The sequence below is a fragment of the Halomonas litopenaei genome (assembly GCF_003045775.1).
In the GTDB taxonomy this organism is placed as follows: domain Bacteria; phylum Pseudomonadota; class Gammaproteobacteria; order Pseudomonadales; family Halomonadaceae; genus Halomonas; species Halomonas litopenaei.
Genome location: NZ_PXNS01000005.1, coordinates 24,948 through 46,747, shown reverse-complemented (window position 1 = coordinate 46,747; position 21,800 = coordinate 24,948). Strand labels below are relative to the sequence as shown.

17 protein-coding genes and 2 pseudogenes are annotated in these 21,800 nt (G+C 59.5%); 6 read left to right on the top strand and 13 right to left on the bottom strand.

All coding sequences use genetic code 11. From position 1 onward, the window contains the following. Positions 1-60 precede the first annotated feature (60 nt). From C6W88_RS09050 to C6W88_RS09035, 4 genes are all read left to right on the top strand, one after another. Complete coding sequence (locus C6W88_RS09050; protein WP_108132248.1) at positions 61-1,410, top strand: Na+/H+ antiporter NhaC family protein; 1,350 nt, start codon at positions 61-63, stop codon at positions 1,408-1,410. Between the two features lie 8 nt (positions 1,411-1,418). After that, positions 1,419-2,591 (top strand): agmatine deiminase, encoded by a 1,173-nt coding sequence (gene aguA / locus C6W88_RS09045; RefSeq protein WP_108132247.1) that lies wholly within the window; start codon positions 1,419-1,421, stop codon positions 2,589-2,591. Positions 2,592-2,733: 142 nt separating this feature from the next. After that, positions 2,734-2,982, top strand: coding sequence for a YMGG-like glycine zipper-containing protein (locus tag C6W88_RS09040; protein WP_045991247.1), 249 nt, complete (start codon positions 2,734-2,736; stop codon positions 2,980-2,982). A gap of 397 nt (positions 2,983-3,379) precedes the next feature. Then, positions 3,380-3,622 carry a YMGG-like glycine zipper-containing protein gene (locus tag C6W88_RS09035; RefSeq protein WP_108132246.1) on the top strand — a complete coding sequence of 81 codons (243 nt, stop codon included), beginning with the start codon at positions 3,380-3,382 and terminating at the stop codon, positions 3,620-3,622. A 63-nt stretch (positions 3,623-3,685) separates the two neighbouring features. On the opposite strand, the gene C6W88_RS09030 is transcribed toward C6W88_RS09035, so the two are convergent. From C6W88_RS09030 to C6W88_RS09015, 4 genes are all read right to left on the bottom strand, one after another. Continuing rightward, on the bottom strand, positions 3,686-4,363 hold the full coding sequence (locus C6W88_RS09030; RefSeq protein ID WP_045991249.1) for an extensin-like domain-containing protein: 678 nt from the start codon (positions 4,361-4,363) through the stop codon (positions 3,686-3,688). Between the two features lie 96 nt (positions 4,364-4,459). Then, complete coding sequence (locus tag C6W88_RS09025; protein ID WP_108132245.1) at positions 4,460-4,639, bottom strand: hypothetical protein; 180 nt, start codon at positions 4,637-4,639, stop codon at positions 4,460-4,462. Between the two features lie 147 nt (positions 4,640-4,786). Continuing rightward, complete coding sequence (locus tag C6W88_RS09020; protein ID WP_045991251.1) at positions 4,787-6,436, bottom strand: BCCT family transporter; 1,650 nt, start codon at positions 6,434-6,436, stop codon at positions 4,787-4,789. 351 nt (positions 6,437-6,787) lie between these two features. Further along, positions 6,788-8,455 carry a BCCT family transporter gene (locus C6W88_RS09015; protein WP_083970190.1) on the bottom strand — a complete coding sequence of 556 codons (1,668 nt, stop codon included), beginning with the start codon at positions 8,453-8,455 and terminating at the stop codon, positions 6,788-6,790. A 384-nt stretch (positions 8,456-8,839) separates the two neighbouring features. Here C6W88_RS09015 and C6W88_RS09010 point away from each other — a divergent pair. Next, positions 8,840-9,100 (top strand): annotated as a pseudogene (locus C6W88_RS09010) (LLM class flavin-dependent oxidoreductase); the annotation flags it as partial. Between the two features lie 82 nt (positions 9,101-9,182). Here C6W88_RS09010 and C6W88_RS21345 read toward each other — a convergent pair. The 3 genes from C6W88_RS21345 to C6W88_RS09000 form a co-directional block, all read right to left on the bottom strand. Further along, positions 9,183-10,745 carry a hypothetical protein gene (locus C6W88_RS21345; protein WP_146164645.1) on the bottom strand — a complete coding sequence of 521 codons (1,563 nt, stop codon included), beginning with the start codon at positions 10,743-10,745 and terminating at the stop codon, positions 9,183-9,185. A 184-nt stretch (positions 10,746-10,929) separates the two neighbouring features. After that, complete coding sequence (locus C6W88_RS09005) at positions 10,930-13,461, bottom strand: toll/interleukin-1 receptor domain-containing protein (protein WP_108132243.1); 2,532 nt, start codon at positions 13,459-13,461, stop codon at positions 10,930-10,932. A 32-nt stretch (positions 13,462-13,493) separates the two neighbouring features. Continuing rightward, positions 13,494-13,934: a toll/interleukin-1 receptor domain-containing protein gene (locus C6W88_RS09000; protein ID WP_108132242.1), complete on the bottom strand. Its 441-nt coding sequence runs from the start codon at positions 13,932-13,934 to the stop codon at positions 13,494-13,496. Between the two features lie 179 nt (positions 13,935-14,113). Between C6W88_RS09000 and C6W88_RS08995 the strand changes: the two are divergent. Continuing rightward, positions 14,114-14,869: pseudogene (locus tag C6W88_RS08995) on the top strand (LLM class flavin-dependent oxidoreductase); the annotation flags it as partial. Positions 14,870-14,900: 31 nt separating this feature from the next. On the opposite strand, the gene C6W88_RS08990 reads toward C6W88_RS08995, so the two are convergent. The 6 genes from C6W88_RS08990 to C6W88_RS08965 form a co-directional block, all read right to left on the bottom strand. Next, a complete protein-coding gene (locus C6W88_RS08990) occupies positions 14,901-16,472 on the bottom strand; it encodes an amidase (RefSeq protein WP_108132534.1) in 1,572 nt (523 codons plus the stop codon). A 125-nt stretch (positions 16,473-16,597) separates the two neighbouring features. Continuing rightward, the gene (xylB, locus tag C6W88_RS08985; protein WP_108132240.1) at positions 16,598-18,070 is read right to left on the bottom strand and encodes a xylulokinase; all 1,473 of its coding nucleotides are present in this window, start codon (positions 18,068-18,070) and stop codon (positions 16,598-16,600) included. Positions 18,071-18,131: 61 nt separating this feature from the next. After that, complete coding sequence (locus C6W88_RS08980; protein ID WP_108132239.1) at positions 18,132-19,604, bottom strand: mannitol dehydrogenase family protein; 1,473 nt, start codon at positions 19,602-19,604, stop codon at positions 18,132-18,134. A 60-nt stretch (positions 19,605-19,664) separates the two neighbouring features. Beyond that, positions 19,665-20,288: a nucleoside triphosphate hydrolase gene (locus C6W88_RS08975; RefSeq protein ID WP_108132238.1), complete on the bottom strand. Its 624-nt coding sequence runs from the start codon at positions 20,286-20,288 to the stop codon at positions 19,665-19,667. Between the two features lie 25 nt (positions 20,289-20,313). Continuing rightward, the gene (locus C6W88_RS08970; RefSeq protein WP_108132237.1) at positions 20,314-21,117 is read right to left on the bottom strand and encodes an L-iditol 2-dehydrogenase; all 804 of its coding nucleotides are present in this window, start codon (positions 21,115-21,117) and stop codon (positions 20,314-20,316) included. Then, entirely contained in the window at positions 21,114-21,794 is a 681-nt protein-coding gene (locus C6W88_RS08965) for an HAD family hydrolase (RefSeq protein WP_108132236.1), read from the bottom strand. The genes C6W88_RS08970 and C6W88_RS08965 overlap by 4 nt, the downstream gene beginning before the upstream one ends. Positions 21,795-21,800: the final 6 nt, after the last annotated feature.

Below are 21,800 nucleotides of genomic sequence, written 5' to 3'. Positions count from 1 at the left end.
CCCTGCGCGATAGCTTCCGTCCAATAACAACCGTCGCCACAGGCGATACAAGGAGCTTGCATGGAAACCTACGGCGTCTGGAGCCTGGTTCCCACCCTGGTGGTGCTGGTCACCGCCATCATCACTCGTCGCACCATCGAATCACTGCTTGCCGGCTGCCTGGTCGGGCTCTTGATGATCGCCCCCAGCGAGGTCGTCACCCGCGGGTCGGACATCCTGCTCACGGTCCTCGGCAATGACACCGTCACCTGGATCATCCTGGTCTGCGGCCTGTTCGGCAGCCTGATCGCTCTGCTGGTCAAGACCGGCGGCGTGCTGAGCTTCGGTGACGCCATGACCAAACGACTGCACAGTCGTCGCCAGAGCCTGCTGACCACCTGGGTGCTGGGGCTGGTGATCTTCGTCGACGACTACCTCAACGCCCTGACCATCAGCGCCTCGATGAAGAAGATCACCGATCGCTTCGGCGTCTCCCGCGAAAAGCTGGCCTATCTGGTGGATTCCACCGCCGCCCCGGTGTGCATCCTGGTGCCCTTCTCGACCTGGGCGGTGTTCTTCGCCGGCCTGCTCGAGGACAACAACGTCGCCGACAACGGCATGTCGCTGTACATCTCGGCGATCCCGTACATGGCCTACGCCTGGGTGGCGGCGGCCCTGGTGCCCTTGGTCGCGCTGGGCTGGCTGCCTGACATCGGCCCGATGAAGACCGCTGAGGCCCGTGCCAAGGCCGGCCAGCCGGTGCCCGATGGCGGCGAGGAGCACGCGCTGCAGATCGACACCAACTACGATGGCCAGAGCCCGCATCTGCTCAACTTCCTGCTGCCCATCGCCAGCCTGATCGTCGCCACCTGGTACTTCGATATCGACATCCTGCGCGGGGTCATCGTTGCCCTGGCCGTCACCCTGGTGCTGATCGCCGTCCAGCGTCTGCTGAGTTTCAATGACACCTTCGATACCGCCCTGGAAGGCTTCAAGGCGATGATCATGCCGCTGGGCACCCTGGTCGCCGGCTTCTCGCTCAAGGAGGTCAACGACGTCCTGGGCCTCACCGAGGTGGTGATCCAGGCGGTACAGCCGCTGATGACCGCCGGCCTGCTGCCCGCCGTGGTATTCGTCACCATGGCCTTCCTGGCCTTTGCCACCGGCTCCTTCTGGGGGCTGTTCGCGGTGGCCATGCCTATCGTGCTGCCGTTGGCGATCAGCATGGACGCCAATATGCCGCTGGTGGTCGGCGCCTTGATCTCGGCCAGCGCCTTCGGTAGCCACGCCTGCTTCTACGGGGACTCCACGGTGCTGTCGGCCCAGGGTAGCGGTTGCAGCCCCATGGCCCACGCCCTGACCCAGATCCCCTACGTGTTGATCGCCGCGGCCCTGGCCACCGGCGTGTTCCTGCTGATCGGATTCTTGTGAGAGCCTCCATGAACCAGACACACCATTCGTCTTCACCGACCCCGGCCCCTATCGCGTCCCCTATCGCGTCGCGTTCCGCCGGCAGCGACGCGCACAGTCCCGCCCGACTTGGCTGGTCCATGCCGGCGGAATTCGCCCCTCACGACGCCTGCTGGATGCTGTGGCCCCAGCGCCCGGATACCTGGCGCCTGGGAGCCAAGCCCGCCCAACAGGCCTTCGTCGCGGTGGCCAGCGCTATCGCCGAGAGCGAGACCGTCTACGTGGGCGTCAACGACGATCAGTACGAAAACGCCCGTTATCAGCTTCCGGAATCGATTCGTGTGGTCGAACTATCCAGCAACGACGCCTGGATGCGTGACGTGGGCCCGACCTTTCTGACCCACCCCGAACATGGCCTGGCGGTGGTGGACTGGGAATTCAACGCCTGGGGCGGACTCAAGGGCGGACTCTACTTTCCCTGGGACAAGGACCGCCGGATTCGCCCCAAGATCGCCGAAATGCTGGGCATCCCCCGCTTCGATGCCGGTATCGTGCTGGAAGGCGGTGCCATTCACGTCGACGGCGAGGGCACCCTGATCACCACCGAGGAGTGCCTGCTCAACCCCAACCGCAACCCGGGTCTGGATCGCGCCGCCATGGAGGCGCGCCTGAGCGAGCAGCTGGGCATCAGCAAGGTCATCTGGCTTCCCCGGGGCTGCTACCTCGATGAAACCGACGGCCACGTCGACAATCTCTGCTGCTTTGTGGGCCCCGCCGAAGTTGCCTTGACCTGGTGCGACGACGCCGCGGACCCGGAGTACCAGATCTGCCGCGACGCCCTGGCGGTGCTGGAAGCCAGTACCGATGCCTGCGGTCGACCGTTCACCGTGCACCGCCTGCCCCAGCCCGGCCCACTGTTTATCGGCGAAGACGAGGCCAGCGGCATCGACCGCCTGTCCAGCTCGCACCCACGCCAGCCCGGGGACCGCATGGCGGCCTCCTACGTCAACTTTTACATCGGCAATCGAGTGGTGGTCATGCCCCTGCTGGATGAACGCCGCGACAACGAGGCTCGCGACATTCTTGCGAGGCTTTTTCCCGAGCGTCGGGTGATCGGCGTGCCCGCCCGAGAGATCCTGCTCGGCGGCGGCAACGTCCACTGCATTACCCAACAACAGCCGAGGGATCCAAGACGTACCTGACAGGCGGGAGTCGTCGCCGGTGACGACACGGCACCAGAAAATGTCTGCTGGAAGCGACACCGCATCGGAGAATCAAGGGGTTGTGCTCGGCTCTCTTGGCCAATAGGCTCGATATGGCACATAACAGCATAGGAGAAACATCATGAGGAAGGGTTCCATCAAGACACTCTCCAGCCTGCTGCTGGCCACTTTCATGACCTTGGGCCTCGCCGCCTGCGGCACCGGCACCGGTGAACGCGCCGCCAGTGGCGCTGGCGTGGGTGCCGCCGTAGGTGCCGGCGCCGCCGCCGCCACCGGTGGTGACGTCGCCGAAGGCGCCGTGATCGGCGGTGGCGTAGGCGCGGCCACCGGCGCCGCCACCGATGAGGACGACGTCGACCTGGACAACTAAGGTCCTGGGCCTGGGGCGAGGCGAGGGTGCCTCGTTCCAGACCTGCTCGACGCACAGGAACACCGCCGGCTTGCCGGCGGTGTTCTTGTATCTGGCCGGTCGGGTATCTCGCCCGGGTCTGGCCGGTCGAGTATCTCGCCTGGGTCTGGCCAGTCGGGTATCTCGCCTGGGTCTGGCCGGTCGGGTATCTCGCCTGGGTCTGGCCGGCCGGGTATCTGAGCTGTCGTGTGTCTGGCCTGGTTCGACCAAGCGGGGTTCGGCTAAACGGGGGTCGGCCAAGCGGGCGCGGCTCCCACAATTGGCGCCAATTGGCGACAATTGCTGCATATTTGCTTCACTTGCTCCTTTCTGTGCCGTTGTTACTGTTAGGGTCATCCCCCAGCATGAGGACGACGACATGAAACTTCTGAAGATGACCGGGCTGAGCGCTACTGCCCTGACCATGGCCCTGGCACTGTCGGCCTGCGGTACCGGTACCGGAGAACGGGCGCTGAGTGGCGCGGGGGTCGGTGCAGCGGTAGGTGCCGGCGCGGCGGCGATCACCGGCGGCGACGTGGGCAAGGGCGCGGTCATCGGCGGCGGCGTGGGTGCGGCGACCGGTGCTGCCACCGATTCCCGGGACATCAACCTCAGTCGCTAAGTCCAGGCCCGAGGCGTCCAGGCAGCTTTCGACCCCGCCCCGATCCGAGCCAAGATGCCGCCCTCAGCGGCAGACCCGACCGCCCACGCCGAGATGAAAGTGATCGGCGTGGGCGGCATTGTAGTCAGGCCCCAGCACGGTGCCGAAGACCTTGCAGGCGCGCTGCCCCACTTCCTTCAGGAAACGTCCTTCGGCTCCCTTGCCCCAGTGGCCCGACAAGCTGACGCGACGACCGTCCTCGAGTTCGAAGGCGGCCACATCCAGGGCCTCGGCACTGGCATGCTGGCTGCGACGTCCCTCGGCCCGACCATAGATATTGCGGCAGGCGAAGCTGCCGAAGTGTTCGATCTGGGCCACGTCCACGCCAAGGTGGGCGCGCGCAGCGGCGTTGAGCTCATGACGCTCGAACACCGCCCAGGCCACCGCCAGCGGGCAGCGTGTCATCACGCTCGGCTGCATGCGCGACTGGCCACCGGCGTAGCGCACCAGATTGGAAAGCTCACACTGGCCCCGGGTGACGTCATCCAGTGGGGTATATCGCTGGGGCGGGTCCGCCGCCAGCACCGCACGGCAGGCCTCGGGGTCATCCGCCAGCCGCGCCAGCTTCCAGCCGAGGAAAGGACCAGGCGGCGTCTCGATCGATATCGGTGTCCAGGGCAACCAGCGATCCGGTATTGCGATCATCCCCTTGTCCAGGGCAACGCCCAACACCAGCAGCATGATCAACAGCCACTGCCCCATATAGTTCCTTCCTGTGCCCGACCCTTTCTGTGCCCGACCCTTCCTGCGCCCGACCCTTGGCCACGGTTCATCCCACGACCGAGGCGTCGAGTACGATCAGGGGTCCACCAACATGGATAGCGCCAGAGCGACGATACCGACCGTCACGGCGGTTACCACCGCCAGGATGACGATACGGTCCAGCCAGCGATCGAAGGTGACCCAGTTGAATGTCAGCCGCCTGCGACGAGACGGAGGCCCGCGGCGGGTCGCGCCGCGGGCAGGGGGTGAAGACATGGCCGAGATCCTTCCGACGATACCCTGAGCTTACGTCCTGGCACTCTTCCTGACTACCAATGCATCGTAGATACTGCATTTTGCGCCAAGTTTCGTTTGACGGTGCTCGCCCGGGGTCACAGATCGCCGGTGCCGGTCGACGTCACCTCAGTGGTTGATGCGCCGGTTGACCACGTTGGGGGCCCGCCGCAGACGCTCCTCCTCGGCCAGGTTGCCGGCCTCGAACGGATCCGCGCCCACCGGGGTCTCGCCATGCTGACGGTACAGCTGTGACAGCATGTTGCGGCGATCCGCCTGCAGCTCCTTGACCAGCACGAACATCATCCCGAACAGGATGAACGAGAACGGCAGGGCCGCCAGCACGGCGGCGGACTGCAGTCCCTTGAGCCCACCTGCAACGATCAGCGTCAGACAGATGGCGGCAATCAACAGCCCCCAGCAGATCCGCTTGTACAGCGGCGGAGCGATGGAGCCATGGTCGGTCATCTGGGCGACGATAAAGGAGGCGGAGTCTGCCGAGGTGACCAGAAAGATGAAGATCAGGATCATGGCGAGCACCGACAGCACCGTGGAAAACGGCATCAGGTCGAACATCTCGAACAGTGCCACGGTGATATTGTCCTGGGTGGCGGCGGCCAGGCCGGCATCACCGCCCAGCTCCATATGCAGGGCCGCCCCGCCGAACACCCCGATCCACAGACACGCCAGCAGCGGCGGCACCACCAGCACACCGAGTACGTACTCGCGAATGGTCCGTCCCCGCGAGACCCGAGCCACGAAGGTGCCGACAAAGGGCGACCAGGCGATCACCCACGCCCAGTAGAAGATGGTCCAGCTGGAAGCCCAGGGGTCATCGTTGTAGGGCGACATCTTGAGGCTCATGCCGATGAAGTTCTGCAGGTAGTCGCCGATGCCCAGGGTGATGGTCTCGAGGATCTTGACCGTGGGGCCGGTGAACAGCACGTACAGCATCATCGCGATGCACAGCGCCATATTGAGGTTGGACAATCGCTTGATGCCCTTGTCGAGCCCCGACCAGGTCGAGGCCATGTACGCCACGAACATCACCCCGAGGATGCCCGCCTGCCAAAGGCCGCTTTCCGGCAGTCCGAAGACCGCATTGAGGCCACCATTGACCTGCAGTACCCCGAGCCCCAGCGAGGTCGCCACCCCCATCACCGTGGCGACCACGGCGAAGATGTCGAGCCAGTCGGTGTAGGGGCGCAGCGCCGGGCGCTTGGCGGTCATCGACGACAGCACCGAGGAGACCAGCCCGGCCTGGTCCTTGCGAAACTGGAAGTAGGCGATGATCAGCCCGACCAGCGAGAATGCCGCCCACTGGTGCACCCCCCAGTTGAAGTAGCTCATCTGGATGGCGTAGCGCGCCGCTTCCACGCTTTCGGCGGGGACCGCGCCATAGGGAGGCTCGGCGAAGTGGGTCATGGGCTCGGCCATGCCGTAGAACACCAGACCGACGCCGAAGCCGGCCGCCAGCAACATGCTGATCCAGGAAAAGGTGCCGTAGGTGGGGGTGCTATCCTGGGGCCCCAGGCGCACCTTGCCGTACTTGCTCATCGCCAGCGCCACCAGAAAGATGACGAAGGCGAACACCGCCATCAGGTAGAACCAGCCAAAGTAGTGGGTCACCTGGCTCAGCGCGGTGTTGGCGGCGTCACCGAAGGCGTCGGGGAAACTGGCGCCCACGGCGACCAGGGCGATGATGATAAGGGCAGATAGACGAAAGACGCGATCCTTGCCAGACAGCGGCAGGCGCTCCTGCAGCGCTCGACCGTTCATGGACACTCCTTGCCAGACGGCGGTCATGATGTGAGGGGCGTAGCACCCTAACAAAAGTCGGACTCTCCATCACGGTAGGCGAATATTCGATTCGGCACAAAAAATTGCCGGCACCCTGGGGTACCGGAAATAGTGCCGGCAATAGTGTCGGAAATAGTGCCTCCAATAGCGCCGTCAGTTGACGACATAGCAGAAGGCCCGCCATGGGGCGGGCCTTCTGGTTTCCTGCGGTCAGGTCTGGCTCCGCCTGTCCTTTACCAGCCTGCTTTTTACCGGCCGCCCGTCCAGCAGGGGCCAGTCCAGCCGGGGCTATCACAGACGGGCTATCGAGGCCCGGCCGCCACCACGTGGTTACTGCGGTTTCGGTGTGGCCATCGCCTCGCTGGAGCCACCCTCCTCACTGTCATCCATTTTCAGCGCTTCCTCGGGGGGCTCCATTCCTTCGGTCTTGGCCTGGTCACGCGCCTCGAAGGCGTCTGCACCGACCGGCATCTCGCGGTAGTGCTGATAGAGACCGTCGAGCATCAGCTTGCGATCCTTGCGCAGCTCTCTCACCAGCACGATCACCATCATGTAGAGGATGAAGGTGAACGGCAGCGCCGACAGTACCGATGCCGACTGCAGTCCCTTGAGGCCGCCAGCGGCGATCAGCGTCAGGCAGATGGCGGCGATCAGCACACCCCACAGCACCCGCTTGTAGAGGGGAGGATTGATCGAGCCGTTGTCGGTCATCTGGGCAACGATATAGGACGCCGAGTCTGCCGAGGTCACCAGGAAGATGAAGATCAGCATCATTGCCATCACCGACAAGAGTCCCGAGAAGGGCATCAGATCGAACATCTCGAACAGCGCCACGGTGATGTTGTCCTGGGTCGCCTGGGCCAGGCCGAGGCCCTCGTTGGCCAGTTCCATATGGATGGCGGTGCCACCGAACACGCCCAGCCACAGGCAGGCCAGCAGTGGCGGCACGAACAGCACGCCGAACACGTACTCCTTGATGGTGCGCCCCTTGGAGATACGCGCCACGAAGGTACCGACAAAGGGCGACCAGGCGATGACCCAGGCCCAGTAGAAGATGGTCCAGTTCTGGGCCCAGGGATTATCGTTGTAGGGCGACATGCGCAGGCTCATCACGAAGAAGTTCTGCAGGTAGTCGCCCAGTCCCAGGGTGATGGTCTCCAGCAGCTTGATGGTGGGGCCGGTGGCCAGCACGTAGACCATCATGGCGATACACATGATCATGTTGAGGTTGGACAGTCGCTTGATCCCCTTGTCCAGGCCCGACCAGGTGGACGCCATGTAGGCCAGGAACATGCAGAACAGGATGATGAACTGCCACAGGCCGTTCTCCGGGATGCCGAACACCGCGTGCAGGCCGCCGTTGGTCTGCAGCACGCCCAGCCCCAGCGAGGTCGCTACCCCCATCACCGTAGCCACCACGGCAAAGACGTCCAGGGCGCCGTTGAACTTGCGCAGCCCCGGTCGCTTGGCGGTCAGCGGACGCAGCACCACGGACACCAGGCCCGCCTGCTCCTTGCGAAACTGGTAGTAGGCGATGATCAAGCCCACCAGGGCGAAGGCCGCCCACTGATGAATCCCCCAGTTGAAGAAGCTGTACTGAATCGCGTAGCGGGCCGACTCCGCGCTTTCCGGCGTCATGTCGGCGTAGGGTGGTGCAATATAGTGGGTCATGGGCTCGGCCATGCCGTAGAACACCAGGCCAACCCCGAAGCCGGCCGCCAGCAGCATGCTGACCCAGGAAAAGAAGCCGTATTCTGGCTTGCCGTCCTGCGGCCCCAGGCGCACCTTGCCGTACTTGCTCACGGCAAGGCCGAGCAGAAATACCACGATGCCGGTGACCGACAGCAGATAGAACCAGCCAAAATAGTGGGACACGCCACCCAGGGCGCGACTGGCGACTTCGCCGAAACCTTCAGGGAACATGGCCCCCAGGGCCACCAGGATCAGGATGATGATCGCGGAGACGTAAAAGACCCGCTGTCCTTCATTGCGTTGCATATCGCCTTCCTTTTGTTCGACTGCTTGTTGGAAGGCCTGTGCAGCGCCGCTCCGGCGAAGACCACGCTCGGACGCTCCTTATCGAACGCTTCTGCCCGGGCATTCGCCGAGCAGCCTTTGCAGACCCGTACTTTGATAACAGTTAGGTTGTTATCTATCATCCCCGGGCAGCCCACCGATCCGGCTTGGCACTAAGCTGACACTGGACTGCCACTGGAGAGTCGAAGCACCGATGAGGCACCTCGGTGACATCATAGTGAAGTTCGCCACCAAGACAGCGGAATCCACCACCCGCCAGTCGGCGCAGCAAAACATCCGCCAAATTCGTCGCCTCAGGTACGAATTTTCCCGGCCAAAAGCCCGGCCCAAAAGAAGGAGAGCCCCATGGCCCGTCTCGACACTACGCCCCTTTCGGTCCTGGACCTGGCGCCGATCCGGGATGGAGGCACCGTCGCCGACAGCTTCCACGACAGCGTTGCCCTGGCCCGCCTGAGCGAATCGCTTGGCTTCACCCGCTACTGGCTGGCCGAACATCATGGGCTGGAGGGGATCGCCAGCGCGGCGACCTCGGTACTGATCGGACACCTGGCGGAGAAGACCTCACGCATCCGCGTGGGCAGCGGCGGCATCATAATGCCAGATCATACTGGATAAGCGGATTCAGAAAATAAAGACAATGTCAACATTTATTTGACAGACTAGCGCGCAATCTATATGCCTTTATTTTCTATAGGTATTCGATTTTCATCTCAAAACCTTCCAATCTTTCACACCTAATAACTACAGAATCGCCAGGCTTCGCTTTTTCCACATCCACGTTAGGGTTGAGCTTCACTGGTCCAAAGGTTCTTTTAATATCCGGTAGAGGAACCAAATCGTTAAAAACTTCAAGAGCTACACCGCTCTGCGTTATTGAAACTTCGCCTCCATCTTCTTTTTCAAATGATTCCTTGAGAAACCCGTCTAACTTTTTATTCAAAGTCAACGTAAACGAAGGGTCTCCTCGCAACTCATCACTTCCGAATATCCCTGGCTTATCAAAAAGACCTGAATACATAACTAACTCATCAAGGTCTTCACCAGAGTAAGTGATATTGCTATCAAATTTCACTTTCTTGTCAGACGCTCTAGCCAATTTCATTGCGCTTTTCGAATACAAGAGAAAACTGACAATTTCTTTTACGAAGTCAAATCCCGAGACATCCAAATCGTCACTTGTAGCAAGTCGCTCTCCCTGCACTTCGATAGCGAATGAAAAGAGCCATCCTTTAAGCATTCTATCAAAAAGTGTGTATAGCTTTACTAAATAGGGAAGTCTAGCAACATCCATCCCTTCCCATAGGGAGAAATCACAGTCAAAAGAGAGGCTTGCCTTACTTTCGTTTCTTGGAATTCCTGTATTCCCTCGCACATGGAAAAGCCCACTAAACGTTTTGGCATCAAAATTTATAATCTCTGTCCCCGGCGTCAAGTGACCATGGGCGTCATCAAACATCTCAACAACATTTGACTCGGGGCACTTAACGTACATTTTAATAACTGCTGGAAATCTGATGGGGCTTATACTTACGACACCCCCTTGGGAAAGTATCTTATCGAAAAGTTTTGAATCATTTGAAATAATATGACTTGCTGGAATATCAAAGCCCTCGCCTCGACTAACTAAAGCCTGATGCTTTCCACTAAAGTCATAAGACGAATCAGAAACCAACTGAAAACTAACAGAAACCTTCGAAGACTTTGGCTCAATCTTGAATATCGACTTTCCATCAACGTGGCTTACAGTAACGCCAAATCGTTCGTCAAGGCTTTCTAAAGAAGATGCCGTGGCCTTGTGAACATTGTGTATTGAAGTTGCTAAAAATCCTGTCGGTTTACCTGTAAACAAGCTCTCTATTTGGTTCACAGCATCATCATTAGACGGAAGCCTCATCCCAAGCTCTTCTTTTGCCCTAGCTTCGCTCTCGGCCTTCCATTCTCTTAGGAGTTCTGCGGGGTAGTCACTAGGACTTCTATCAATCTTGTAACTACAGGTGCTACACAACCATATTCCGTTGTCAAAACTAGACCTCTCGGCAGAGCTCATGGTGGCAAGATAACGAGGACCGTTTGGGGATGCAGCATATATATGAGCAGCAACACCAATATTGTTAACGCCATTTTTCCCATCGCCGGGGGAGCTTGTCGGCACTCGACAGACAGGGTTTGAGCAACGATGACCTACTCTATCCCTGAGCATCCTAACGACATTCGCTTTAAAATTATCTCTTTTATGACTTTTTTCTACCATTGAATGCCCCCTACTCATTCTGTCGTTAGCAATGGTTGCATCGCGCCTTCGCTTAACCATCTAAACTGGCCAAGCGGTCTCAGGCTCTAAACTGACTAACTCACTCATAACCCGTATCGTACCCAGCCCTTGATTTTAATTATGGATAAGGACAGACTGAGACCAAGTCACTCTACCGGGTCTTCTACATTTTCCCGCCTTTTGCATTTTCCATTCTCCGTTGGGTTTGCATGCTTATACCTAACGTTTCAGAAAGACGTTGCTTATCCCTAAATTTTACAGGAAACATATATGTATGCTGTATAATATTTTCTTTCAGTATCCGCTTACATGTAGGATTAGAACGAAATTCTTTTTGCAGGCTTGTTATTCTCTTAAAGTCTAGTCGCTTATGAAAGTGGAGGTGCATGGATTGGTTTATCAGCTTTATCGCTGGTGTTCCGTTTTTCTCTTCTACAATCCTACAAATTTCTTCAACTTCAATGCCACCCATTGAATTAGAGACTTTCCTAAGAACTCCAAATATAACTCCATATGTAAGAAGCATATAAGTATGTTTTGCTTCTTTTTCCAAGTCTTTATCACTTACCCTCGGGTTCTCTTTGAGAACATGCTCTATGATTTTTATAACTTCATCTTTTGACGAGTCTGATATACTAAGAAAATAAGAAAGAAACCGTAGTCCGGTGTGAAAGCCTTCCTCCACAATGTCCACCAAGGTGCTTTTAGGAAGTGAAGCAGATCTATTTCTAACGATCTGCCCAATAATTTCTATTCCTTTAAAAGCTTTATTCACTCTCGCAAGAGTATCGCTAGGTTCTAAATTGTCTATCTCATTTTCAAATTTTACTGTATCTTGCTCTAACCTATCCAGTTCTTGAGCTTTCTTCTCACGCTCATCTTCAATTCTTCTCTGTTCAAGAATTAGCTCAGGAATATCCTCAAGAAAACTCTCCATAAAGCTAAGAGAGCTACGTTCAAGTGTTGCAGCATCCTGCTCTTGGAACAGCTCCATCATACATATTTGTATCTCATCTAAAATCCACGCATCTTTTGTGTGATGCGTGATAAAAACAATTATATTGGCACAGTCTTCTTTATGTAGATTTTCAAGCAAATATATAAACCTGCTTTTCACATTGCGACTTTTATTGTATTGCTCAGAAATATACTTGGCAGCGAAGAAATAATAGATATACGGGTACTTAAACTTGAAACCTTTTTCATTTTTTGTCAATATACTACAACGAAGAAGTCGTGAAACCACATCTTCTTCATTGACAGCCAAGTATATTTCTGAATATTGCCGGAAAAAGTTTTTTAATTTATCGTCATTCAACTCCCCGCTATTTTCAAACTGAGCCCACGCAAACTCAGTCATGACATTCATATACTTGTCTATGTCTTTAGTCGTTATATCGGCTTTTTCAAGTGCCTGATATACCAGATGTTGGTAGCAATGACCAAAAGAAGTTAAATCTATTTGCTGAGTCGTATATGCTTCAAATATCTGCATCAAGCTCAATAGGTAGATAGGCTTAGGTGGAACAACACTTCGCCTAACCAAAGAGTCAATTTTAGATTTCAGATCATCTACACTATAGAAGAGGTCGGCCTCATCGATCTCTTTGTCTCTTCCTACCGAAACCCACTTCTCAATTAGTTTTTCACGCTTATAGTTTCCAAAGGGCAGTATCTCTTTCACTGAAAACCCAGCTAAACCATCAATGTCAGGCATGACGTATTGGAAAGAGTCGGAGGCCAGAACTATACATGTTCCAAATTCAGATTGTATACCATCTAGCAAAAGATTCTGATGCCGTTTGTTCAGGGCGATGCTAGACATGTTATCGACTATTAGAACTCTTTCTTCATAGCTTATCTCTGACAAGTCACAAATATCTTCATATTGTTTCCTCAAAGCCTCGCTACAAAGATCAAAAACATTACTTTCATTGATTCCGTCTGCATCAATAAATATAGGTTTTTTCCTGTATTTCAGCGAATCCTTGTACAGTGACTTTGCGAAAGCAGTCTTTCCCGACTGTTCCTCCCCAAGAACAACTGTATAACCTTTTTTCTTAAAGAGGCTGGATGCGGGAGTTTCGACAAAGCTATCATCATCTGTATCCATACTCCTTAAGTCTGGATACACATAGATATCATCTAAAAACAAAACATCAGCAGCTCTATTTTTAAAGACTACTTCAGTGTCATTCAGCCATTGAGAGAACTCTCTTCGACTGGCATAGTCTAGCTTAGGCGCAGGTATTTCAACATGCTCTACTTCTCTTACAGCTCTTTTAATTTCTTCTACTACTTCAAGGAAAGCGCCATCTTTGTCTTCACATTGACTAATCCATTTTCCTTCAGGAACTTTATTTAGGCCATCAAAAAGAGCACCTTCTGTGTCGCAGGGTCTAGCTAATATAGGAATAACCCTTGCTCTACCCGCCCTATGCAATTCTACTGCAAGCTTCATTTCTTCAGCATTACAATATTCCGAACTAATAAAATCCGGGCTAATCAATAACAATATAACAGAAGCTTGATTTACATTTTCATCAATCACTCCTGATCTTACGTCACCAGCAAGAATATCTCTATCATGCCATGTTTCAATTATTTTCCTATGAACCAATCCACTAAGATGAGCAATAAGCTGCTCTTTGTAAGAGTCATCTTTTCTATTGTAGATAATAACGACTTTTTTCATGCTTGCTCTCACTCTTCCCTGCTTTTATTTTCCTACTGCTTTTTCTGAACAACTCTTTTAATAGAATTAGTTATGTCTAAAAAAGCAGAATCTCGATCACTCCACAATGTTACGGGTTTTCCATCAGTAGGTACTGCCATTAACTTTGAGAATGGTGCATCCTTCCAATCACAGGGTCGTATTATGACTGGGATCACCGTTGATTCCCCTTTCCCGTGCCTTTCCATAGCAACAGTCATTTCTATGTCATAGCAATAATCCGAAGCTATGAAATCAGGGCTTATCAATAACAGAATAACATCGCTATTATGTATATTTTCATCAATCTCTCTATCAATTTCCTCACCGGCGTCAATTGCTCGATCATGCCACGCCGTGATTACGCCTCTTTTTTTCAGAATCGAGAGTTGAGCCTCTAATGCATCTCTGAAGCTTTCATCACGATGCGAATAAGAGAAGAACACTTTCTTCATCTTCTATTCCTATGACCTTTTAATTTACACATATTGACAAGACACTGCAAATGCTTACAAAACCCTCTTACTCCTAATCATACATAATTGATGCTGCTCCGTCTGCGTAGCTTTTAGCACCACAGGAAGACGCATTATTGAATCTGAACTCCACTGTCTCAGTTGTCGCTATGGATATGGGCAGTATGCTGCCGAACCATCCACCGCTGGTGATCGCCGAACAGTTCGGCACCCTGGAGACGCTCTATCCGGGCCGCATTGATCTGGGACTGGGCCGGGCACCGGGCTCGGACGCGGCCACCATGGCGGCGATGCGCCGCGATCCACACGCTGGCGTCGAGGACTTCCCCCAGCGTCTGGCCGAACTGGAAGGCTTTCTTGGCGATGCCCGACCGGAGCAGCGGGTCCGGGCGGTGCCCGGCCAGGGCACCCGAGTACCGATCTGGCTGTTGGGCTCGAGTCTGTACAGCGCCCAGCTAGCCGCCCACAAGGGGCTGCCCTTTGCCTTCGCCGCCCAGTTCGCCCCGGCCCAGCTCGACGAAGCGCTGGCCATCTATCGCCGCGACTTCCGCCCCTCCGAGGTGCTCGCGGCGCCCTACGCCATGGTCGGTCTGCCGGTGCTGGCCGCCGCCACGGACGAGCGCGCCGACTACCTCGCCAGCACCGCCCGACAGAAGTTTCTGGGCCTGATTCGCGGCCAGCGCGGACGCGCCCGGCCACCGGTGGCGACGCTGGACTGGACCCCCATGGAGCGCGCCCAGGTGGAAGGGTTTCTTGGCGCCGCGGTGATCGGCAGCCCGGCGACGGTGCGCGACGGTCTGGAGCGCCTGCTCGAACGCACCCAGGCCGATGAGCTGATGATCAACACCGACACCTATGCCCTGGAGGATCGCCTCGAGAGCTACCGCCTGGTCGCTGAGGTATGGCAAGGCTGAGCCCCGCCAGGCAACGTGGCGCGACGGGGCCTCAACGCGGAGGCTGAGCCTTGGGCGTACGCCATTCGGGCTCGCGCTCGAGCCAGTCGGGTGCGGCCTGCTCGAAGGCATGAGCCCAGCGCAGCAGGTCGCGATCACGGCGATGGGGAGCGATGAGCTGGACGCCCATGGCCTGGCCGTGCGGGTTGAAGCCTGCGGGCAGATTGATCACCGGGCACCCCGACAGGGAGCCGGCGATCACCACCTCCATCCAGCGATGGTAGGTGTCCATCGTTCGCCCGGCGATCTGCCCGGGCCAGGGTGTGTCGACGTCGAAGGCAAATACCTGGGCGCTGGGCAGGGCCAGCGCATCGAAGCGCTCGAACAGTCCGAGCAGGCAGGCGTACCAGGCACTGCGCTCGACGTTGGCGCGGTGCACATCCAGCGCCGTTCGGCCCATGCCCTGCTCGACCTCCCAGCAGGCCTCGGGCTTGAGCTGGCAACGACGGCTATCGTCGGTCCAGACCTCTGACAGACTGCCCGCCACCGCCCACTGGCGCAGCACCAGCCAGCTTTGCCACAGCCGCTCGGGTGACATCTCCGGCACCACCGGCTCGACCCGGGCACCGAGGCGCTCGAACACCGACAGCGCCCCCTGGCAGACGTCCAGCACGCCCTCTTCCATCGCCAGGTAACCCTGCCAGTCGCCGAGCCAGCCGATACGCAGGCCCGACGCCGCGTCAAGGTCATCGAACGGATCGGCGAGACGCTCGGGCTCATCGGCGAGTGACAGGGGAGCGCGGGGGTGGGCCCCGGCCTGGGTCGCCAGCAGCCTGGCAAGGTCGCCGACGCTGCGCGCCATGGGCCCTTCGGTGGCCAACTGGTGGCCGAAGATATCAGGGCCAGGACCATGGGGAACGCGACCGAAGGAAGGCCTCATCCCGAACAGGTTGTGGTAGGCGGCGGGGTTTCGCAAAGACCCCATCATGTCGCTGCCATCGGCCACCGGCAGCATGCGCATGGCCAGGGCGGCAGCGGCCCCGCCGCTGGAGCCACCGGCGCACAGGGCGGGATCGAAGGCGTTGCGGGTCGCGCCGAAGACGCGGTTGTAGGTCTGGGAACCGAGGCCAAACTCCGGCGTGTTGGTCTTGCCGACAAAGATGGCGCCGGCCTCGCGCATCCGCCTGACCATGATGCCGTCCTGCTGTGGCACCTGACCCTTGAACAAGGGCGAGCCCATCGAGGTCGGCAGGTCACGCGTGGCCGAAAGGTCCTTGATCGCCTGGGGAATGCCGTGGAGCCAGCCGCGAGAGCGCCCCGCCGCCAGTTCGCGGTCGTACTCCCCGGCCTCTTCCATCAGCACCTCGTGGTCACGGCGAGAGACGATGGCGTTGACCACCGGGTTGGCCGCGTCGATCTGTGCCAGGTAGGCGTCCATCACCTCGCGGCAACTAAGCTCTCGTGCATGGATCGCCCGGGACAGCGCAAGCGCTCCCAGCGCCAGGATCTCGCGCTGGGCAGGGCTGGTGGCGCCCTCGCCCACGGACGGAGCAGAGGATGAAGCGCCGGGCGGTGAGGTGGGCGAATCAGACGGTAAAGGTGACGATGGCGGTGGAATAGGCATGGCGTCCTCGCTGCACGGCATTGAGACGAGCGGGCTGGCCCGACTCTTTCCAACGCTAGCGGGCGGAGCCTCAGCTGTCACTTATGCAAGAGCCTCAGCTGTCATCCATGCAAGAGCCTCCGCTGTCATCCATGCAGACGATCGAGGGCGACCAGCCAGCCCAGGTAGACCTCGCCATAGCGCTTGACCCGACCTGCGTCGGGCTCGGCCCGGGAGCCTTCATCCAGCTGCACCAGCGCCTGACACAGCTCGTCCAGCTCGCCCTCCCTGGCACACCAGGCCGCCTGGATGGCGCCGCCAAGAGCGGCGGCATCGGTCACCCGGGGGCACACCACCTCGGTGGCGGTGATGTCCGCCACCATCTGGCGCCAGGCGGCGCTGTGGGCGCCGCCGCCGATCAGCCGAATCTGGCGTGCCTGGTCAGCCAGCGGCCCCATCAGGTCAAGGCCGTAGCGCAGACAGAAGGTGGCGCCCTCCACCACCGCGCGACACAGATGGGCGGGGCTGGTATTGCGGCTGGTCAGGCCGAGAAAGGAGGCGCTGGCCTCGGGCAGGCTCGGTACCCGTTCGCCGTTGAAGAACGGCAAGACCGTCACGCCATCGGCGCCGACAGGCGCCTGGACCAGGGCCTGGTTGAACCCCGCCAGGTCGAGACCGAACAGCTCACGCACGCGATTGGTGGCCGAGGTGGTGTTCATGGTGCAGACCAGCGGCAGCCAGCCCGCGTGGCTGGCGCAGAAGTTGGCGACCATGGCGGAATCGGCCAGCACCGGGTGATCGGAGTGGGCGCAGACGGTGCCCGAGGTGCCAAGGCTCATGGTTACCTTGCCCGGCACGATGTTGCCGGTGCCGATGGCGCCGAGCATATTGTCTCCGCCGCCGCTGGCGACCGCGACTCCTGGGGAAAGCCCCAGCTCCCGGGCCAGCACCGGCCGGACCTGCCCTGCCGTGTCGCGGGAATCGATCAGTCTTGGCAGCACCCGGGCCGGGTCCAGCTCAGGGGCGATCCACTGCCACACCTCAGGACTCCAGCGCCGTGAGCGACTATCGAAATAACCGGTACCCGAGGCGTCTCCCGCCTCGCTGACACGCTCGCCGGTCAACCACAGATTGAGGTAGTCGTGGGGTAACAGCACGCCATCCACGCGATCATAGATGTCGCGATGATGCTCGCGCAGCCAGGCCACCTTGGAGGCGGTGTAGCCGGTCTGAGGCACCAGGCCGAGCCGCGCCAGGCAGCCCTCTTCCCCGCCCAGAGCGCCGATCAGGGCCTGGTTGTGGGCATGGGTCTCGGTATCGCACCACAGCTTGGCCGGGTACAGCACCTGATCCCTGGCATCCAGCGCCACCATGCCATGCTGCTGGCCGGAGACACCGATGCCGCGGATATCACCGGCGCTGACACCGGCCGACGCGATCGCCGCGTGGAAGGCGCCGATAAAGGCCTCGATCCACTGTGCCGGGTCCTGCTCGCGCCGCCCCCTGGCGCCCTCGATCATGCGGTGGGGTCGACTGGCCTCGCCAATGGTGGCGCCACGCGCCAGATCCACCACCACCACCTTGGTGCTCTGGGTGCCACAATCCACACCGAGATACATGAAAAGATTCCTCGTTGGCGCATCGACACGGTGCGTCGAAGCCGACGCGCTCAGCGGTGGGTCAGGACGCCAGCGCCTCCAGGGTCGCCCTGGCGCCCTTGTCCTGCAACAGCTTCAGCGCCTCGACGTAGGCCACCACGAAGCGCGGCGAGTCGGCGAGATCCCCGAACAGCTCACGGTTCTCGATAAAGGCGGTGGGGTGCTCGCGCTGGGAACCGGCGAGCTCGGTCAGCCGATCCTTCCAGCGATCGACGATCACGATGGGCTGGCCCTGCTCGTCCACGCCTTCGGCGTAGCGCGCCCAGCTTGCCACCACCGCGGCAGAACGCTTGAGTTCGCCGCCGTGTTCGAGCTGGTGACGAATGACCGGCAACAGCCACTTCGGGATTCGGTCCGAGCTTTCAGCACAAAGCCGCGATAGCGTGTCTCTCACCTCGGGATTGGCGAAGCGCTCGATCAGGGTGTGCCGGTACTGATAGAGATCGACGCCAGGGACCGGAGGCAGTGTCGGGCTGCCCTCCTCGGCCATGTAGCCAAGCAGGAAGTCGATGAACAGCGGATCCTGACAGACCTCATGGGCGTAACGATAGCCGGCCAGATAGCCGACATAGCAAAGCGCCTGGTGGCCTGCGTTGAGCAACCTGAGCTTCATCAGCTCGTAGGGCTCGACGTCCTCGACCAGCTGCACGCCGACCTCATCAAACGCCGGTCGGTCACTGGCAAAATGATCCTCCAGCACCCATTGGGTGAAGGGTTCGCAGATCACCGGCCAGGCGTCTTCCAGTCCGAAGCGCTCGGAAAGCTCCTCGATGTCGCCCGGCGTGGTCATCGGTGTGATGCGATCTACCATTGAACTGGGGAAAGGCACTTCCGCCTCGACGTACTGCCCGAGCGCGCGATCACGAGCGTAGGCAAAGGCCGTGAACATGCGCCTCGCCACCTCGCCGTTGCCCGGGATGTTGTCGCAGGACATCACCGTGAAGGGCGGGATGCCGCGCTCGCGCCGGCGCTCGATCGCCGCCACGATCAAGCCAAAACTGGTACGCGGACGCTCGGGGTTGCACAGGTCATACACCACCTCGGCGGCATCGAGATCGAACTCGCCGGTGACCGGGTGGACGTTGTAGCCGCCCTCGGTCACCGTCAACGAGACGATCCGGATGCTCGGGTCCGACAGTGTCTCTATCACCGCCTCGGGGTCGTCCGGCGCGAAGCGGTAATCGATGATCGAACCGATGACGCGGGGTTCCAGCGCGCCATCGGGATGCTTGACCACCAGGGTATAGAGGTGGTCCTGGCTGGCCAGCGCCTCCTGCATGCGCTTGTCGCCTGGCATCACGCCGATGCCGACGATACCCCAGTCATGGGCCTGCCCGGCTTCCATCAGACGATCCAGGTACATGGCCTGATGGGCCCGATGAAAACCGCCGACGCCGAAATGGGCGATGCCCGGTGTCAGCGCCCGACGATCGTAGCTGGGCACCGAGATATGCGGAGCGAGGCCAGCCAGTTCCGCGTTGCAAAGTCGTGTCATGAAGGCTCTCCGCCAGATGAACAATGAGAAAGCAGAGCCGCTTTCCAAAAATGGGATTGGCTAGTGCCAGTGGAGATCGGCGGTGATCGAGCGGGTCTTGATCAGGCGCGCGTTGAGCATGTCCTTGTCCCGGGTCTTGGCGATGGCCCCGGCCTGGTCCTGGCCCATGCCGAGCCAGCGCTCGATCAATCGCTGCTCGAGCACCGTATCGGCGACCTCGAGAAACAGGCTGAAGTCGAAGTAGTCCGCCAGCGCCGGCCAGGGCCCGTGATCCAGCAGCAGGTAGTTGCCCTCGACGATCAGCACCCGATGACCGGGCGTGATCACCCGGGCGCCCGCACGCGCCAGGTCCAGCGGTCGGTCGAATACCGGTACGGCCACGTCCCGGTCGGCTCGCTTCAGCCGCGCCAGGTCATGGCGCAGGCCATCCACATCGAAGGTTTCCGGCGCGCCCTTGATGGGCAGCAGCCCCTGCGATTCCAGCACGCCGTTGTCGAAGTGATAGCCATCCATGGGCACCACCTCGGCGACGCCGGGTTGCCGCTCGTTGAGCTGACGCGCCAGCCAGGCGGAGCGAAAGGACTTGCCGGCCCCCGGCGGGCCGGCCAGAGCAACGATATAGCGCGCCCTGCCCTCGCTGCGCGTCAGTAGTTCGTCAGCGATCGCTTCCATGGTGGGGGTCATCTGTCACCTCGCTCGTGCCCGTGGCTCAACTCATCCAATTGCCGCCATCGACGTTCAGGGTCTGGGCGATGACATAGTCGCTGTCGGCGCTGGCCAGAAACACCGCAGCGCCGGCGTAATCGTCCGGTCGCCCCATGCGGCCACAGGGCACCGCCTCGCCGACCAGTCGCTTCTTCTCGCCGAGGGGGCGTCCCTCGTAGCGGGCGAACAGGGCGTCGACCTCGTCCCACATGGGGGTATCGACCACCCCCGGGGCGATAGCGTTGACACGGATACCGTGGCGAATCAGGTCCAGCGCGCAGGACTGGGTCAGACTGATCACCGCCGCCTTGGTGGCGCAATAGGTGCTGACCAGAGGCTCGCCACGCCGCCCGGCCTGGGAGGCCATATTGATGACGACACCGCCACGTTTCGCCTCGACCATGGCCCTGGCCACCGCCTGCAGGGTGAAGAACAGCCCCTTGACGTTGACCGCGAACTGGCGCTCGAAGTCGGCCTCATCCACCTCGAGCACCGGCGCCATGCCAAATACCGCCGCATTATTGACCAGCACGTCGATAGCGCAAAAACGTTTCTCTACCTTTCGAACCATAGCAGTGATGGCGGTGTTGTCGCGGACATCCAGCGCAGTACCCATCGCACGCTCACGGTCGAAACCTTCCAGCGCCTCGTCGATGGCCTCGCTGTCGACATCCGCGATCACCACGCGCGCGCCCTCCTCGGCGTAACGCCGGGCGATGGCGAGCCCGATCCCGCGTGCACCACCGGTGATCACGGCGGTCTTGTCCTGGAGCTTGCCCGCCACCGGGCCAACAGAGCCGTCTTTCATACGCTGGCCTGCTGACGCTGCTGCCAGTTGGACACCAGGGCGGGCAATTGCGCCATATGGGTCATCACCTGCCACACACCGAGTTGGCTGAGCCGTTCGGCTTGATCGGCGGGCAGATGGCTTGCCCCGACGAAGCCGATGACCGTCATGCCGGCGGCCAGGGCGGCGCTGGCACCGGCGATGGAGTCCTCGACCACCAGGCAGGCACCAGGGCTGACCCCCAGGGTCTCGGCGGCCAGCAGGTAGACGCCGGGATCGGGCTTGGGCTTGTCGACCTGCTCGGCACAGAAGATCGGCGCCGTGCCCAGCACCTGATCCAGACCAGTGCGCGACAACGAGGCGACGACCCGCTGACGACGACTGTTGGAGACCACCGCCTTGGCACCCGGAATCGCCGACAGCGCCTGCGCCACGCCATCGATGGCGGTGAGTTCGCGAGCGAGGCGGGCTTCGATCTCGTCGTCGAGCAGGGCCAGCGCGTCCTTGGGCAGCGCGTGGGCGCTCTGGCCGTCGAGAAGTTCGAGAATCGCCGCGGTGGTGCGGCCCAGGGCTTCATTCAGGGCCGCCTCGACGTCGAGGTCGGGTAGCCACTCGGCCAGCCGCTCGGCCAGGGTCGCCTCGGCGATCACCTCACTGTCCACCAGCACGCCATCGCAGTCGAAAATCAGGGTCGTCATGGTCGC

Coding starts and splice junctions, on each gene's coding strand:
- C6W88_RS08990 (WP_108132534.1), bottom strand. CDS start 16,472: ATGCCTATTCCACCGCCATCGTCACCTTTACCGTCTGATTCGCCCACC.
- aguA (WP_108132247.1), top strand. CDS start 1,419: ATGAACCAGACACACCATTCGTCTTCACCGACCCCGGCCCCTATCGCG.
- C6W88_RS09030 (WP_045991249.1), bottom strand. CDS start 4,363: ATGGGGCAGTGGCTGTTGATCATGCTGCTGGTGTTGGGCGTTGCCCTG.
- C6W88_RS08975 (WP_108132238.1), bottom strand. CDS start 20,288: ATGACCCCCACCATGGAAGCGATCGCTGACGAACTACTGACGCGCAGC.
- C6W88_RS21345 (WP_146164645.1), bottom strand. CDS start 10,745: ATGGTAGAAAAAAGTCATAAAAGAGATAATTTTAAAGCGAATGTCGTT.
- C6W88_RS09000 (WP_108132242.1), bottom strand. CDS start 13,934: ATGAAGAAAGTGTTCTTCTCTTATTCGCATCGTGATGAAAGCTTCAGA.
- C6W88_RS09020 (WP_045991251.1), bottom strand. CDS start 6,436: ATGAACGGTCGAGCGCTGCAGGAGCGCCTGCCGCTGTCTGGCAAGGAT.
- C6W88_RS09040 (WP_045991247.1), top strand. CDS start 2,734: ATGAGGAAGGGTTCCATCAAGACACTCTCCAGCCTGCTGCTGGCCACT.
- C6W88_RS09015 (WP_083970190.1), bottom strand. CDS start 8,455: ATGCAACGCAATGAAGGACAGCGGGTCTTTTACGTCTCCGCGATCATC.
- C6W88_RS09050 (WP_108132248.1), top strand. CDS start 61: ATGGAAACCTACGGCGTCTGGAGCCTGGTTCCCACCCTGGTGGTGCTG.
- xylB (WP_108132240.1), bottom strand. CDS start 18,070: ATGTATCTCGGTGTGGATTGTGGCACCCAGAGCACCAAGGTGGTGGTG.
- C6W88_RS09005 (WP_108132243.1), bottom strand. CDS start 13,461: ATGAAAAAAGTCGTTATTATCTACAATAGAAAAGATGACTCTTACAAA.
- C6W88_RS09025 (WP_108132245.1), bottom strand. CDS start 4,639: ATGTCTTCACCCCCTGCCCGCGGCGCGACCCGCCGCGGGCCTCCGTCT.
- C6W88_RS08965 (WP_108132236.1), bottom strand. CDS start 21,794: ATGACGACCCTGATTTTCGACTGCGATGGCGTGCTGGTGGACAGTGAG.
- C6W88_RS08980 (WP_108132239.1), bottom strand. CDS start 19,604: ATGACACGACTTTGCAACGCGGAACTGGCTGGCCTCGCTCCGCATATC.
- C6W88_RS09035 (WP_108132246.1), top strand. CDS start 3,380: ATGAAACTTCTGAAGATGACCGGGCTGAGCGCTACTGCCCTGACCATG.
- C6W88_RS08970 (WP_108132237.1), bottom strand. CDS start 21,117: ATGAAAGACGGCTCTGTTGGCCCGGTGGCGGGCAAGCTCCAGGACAAG.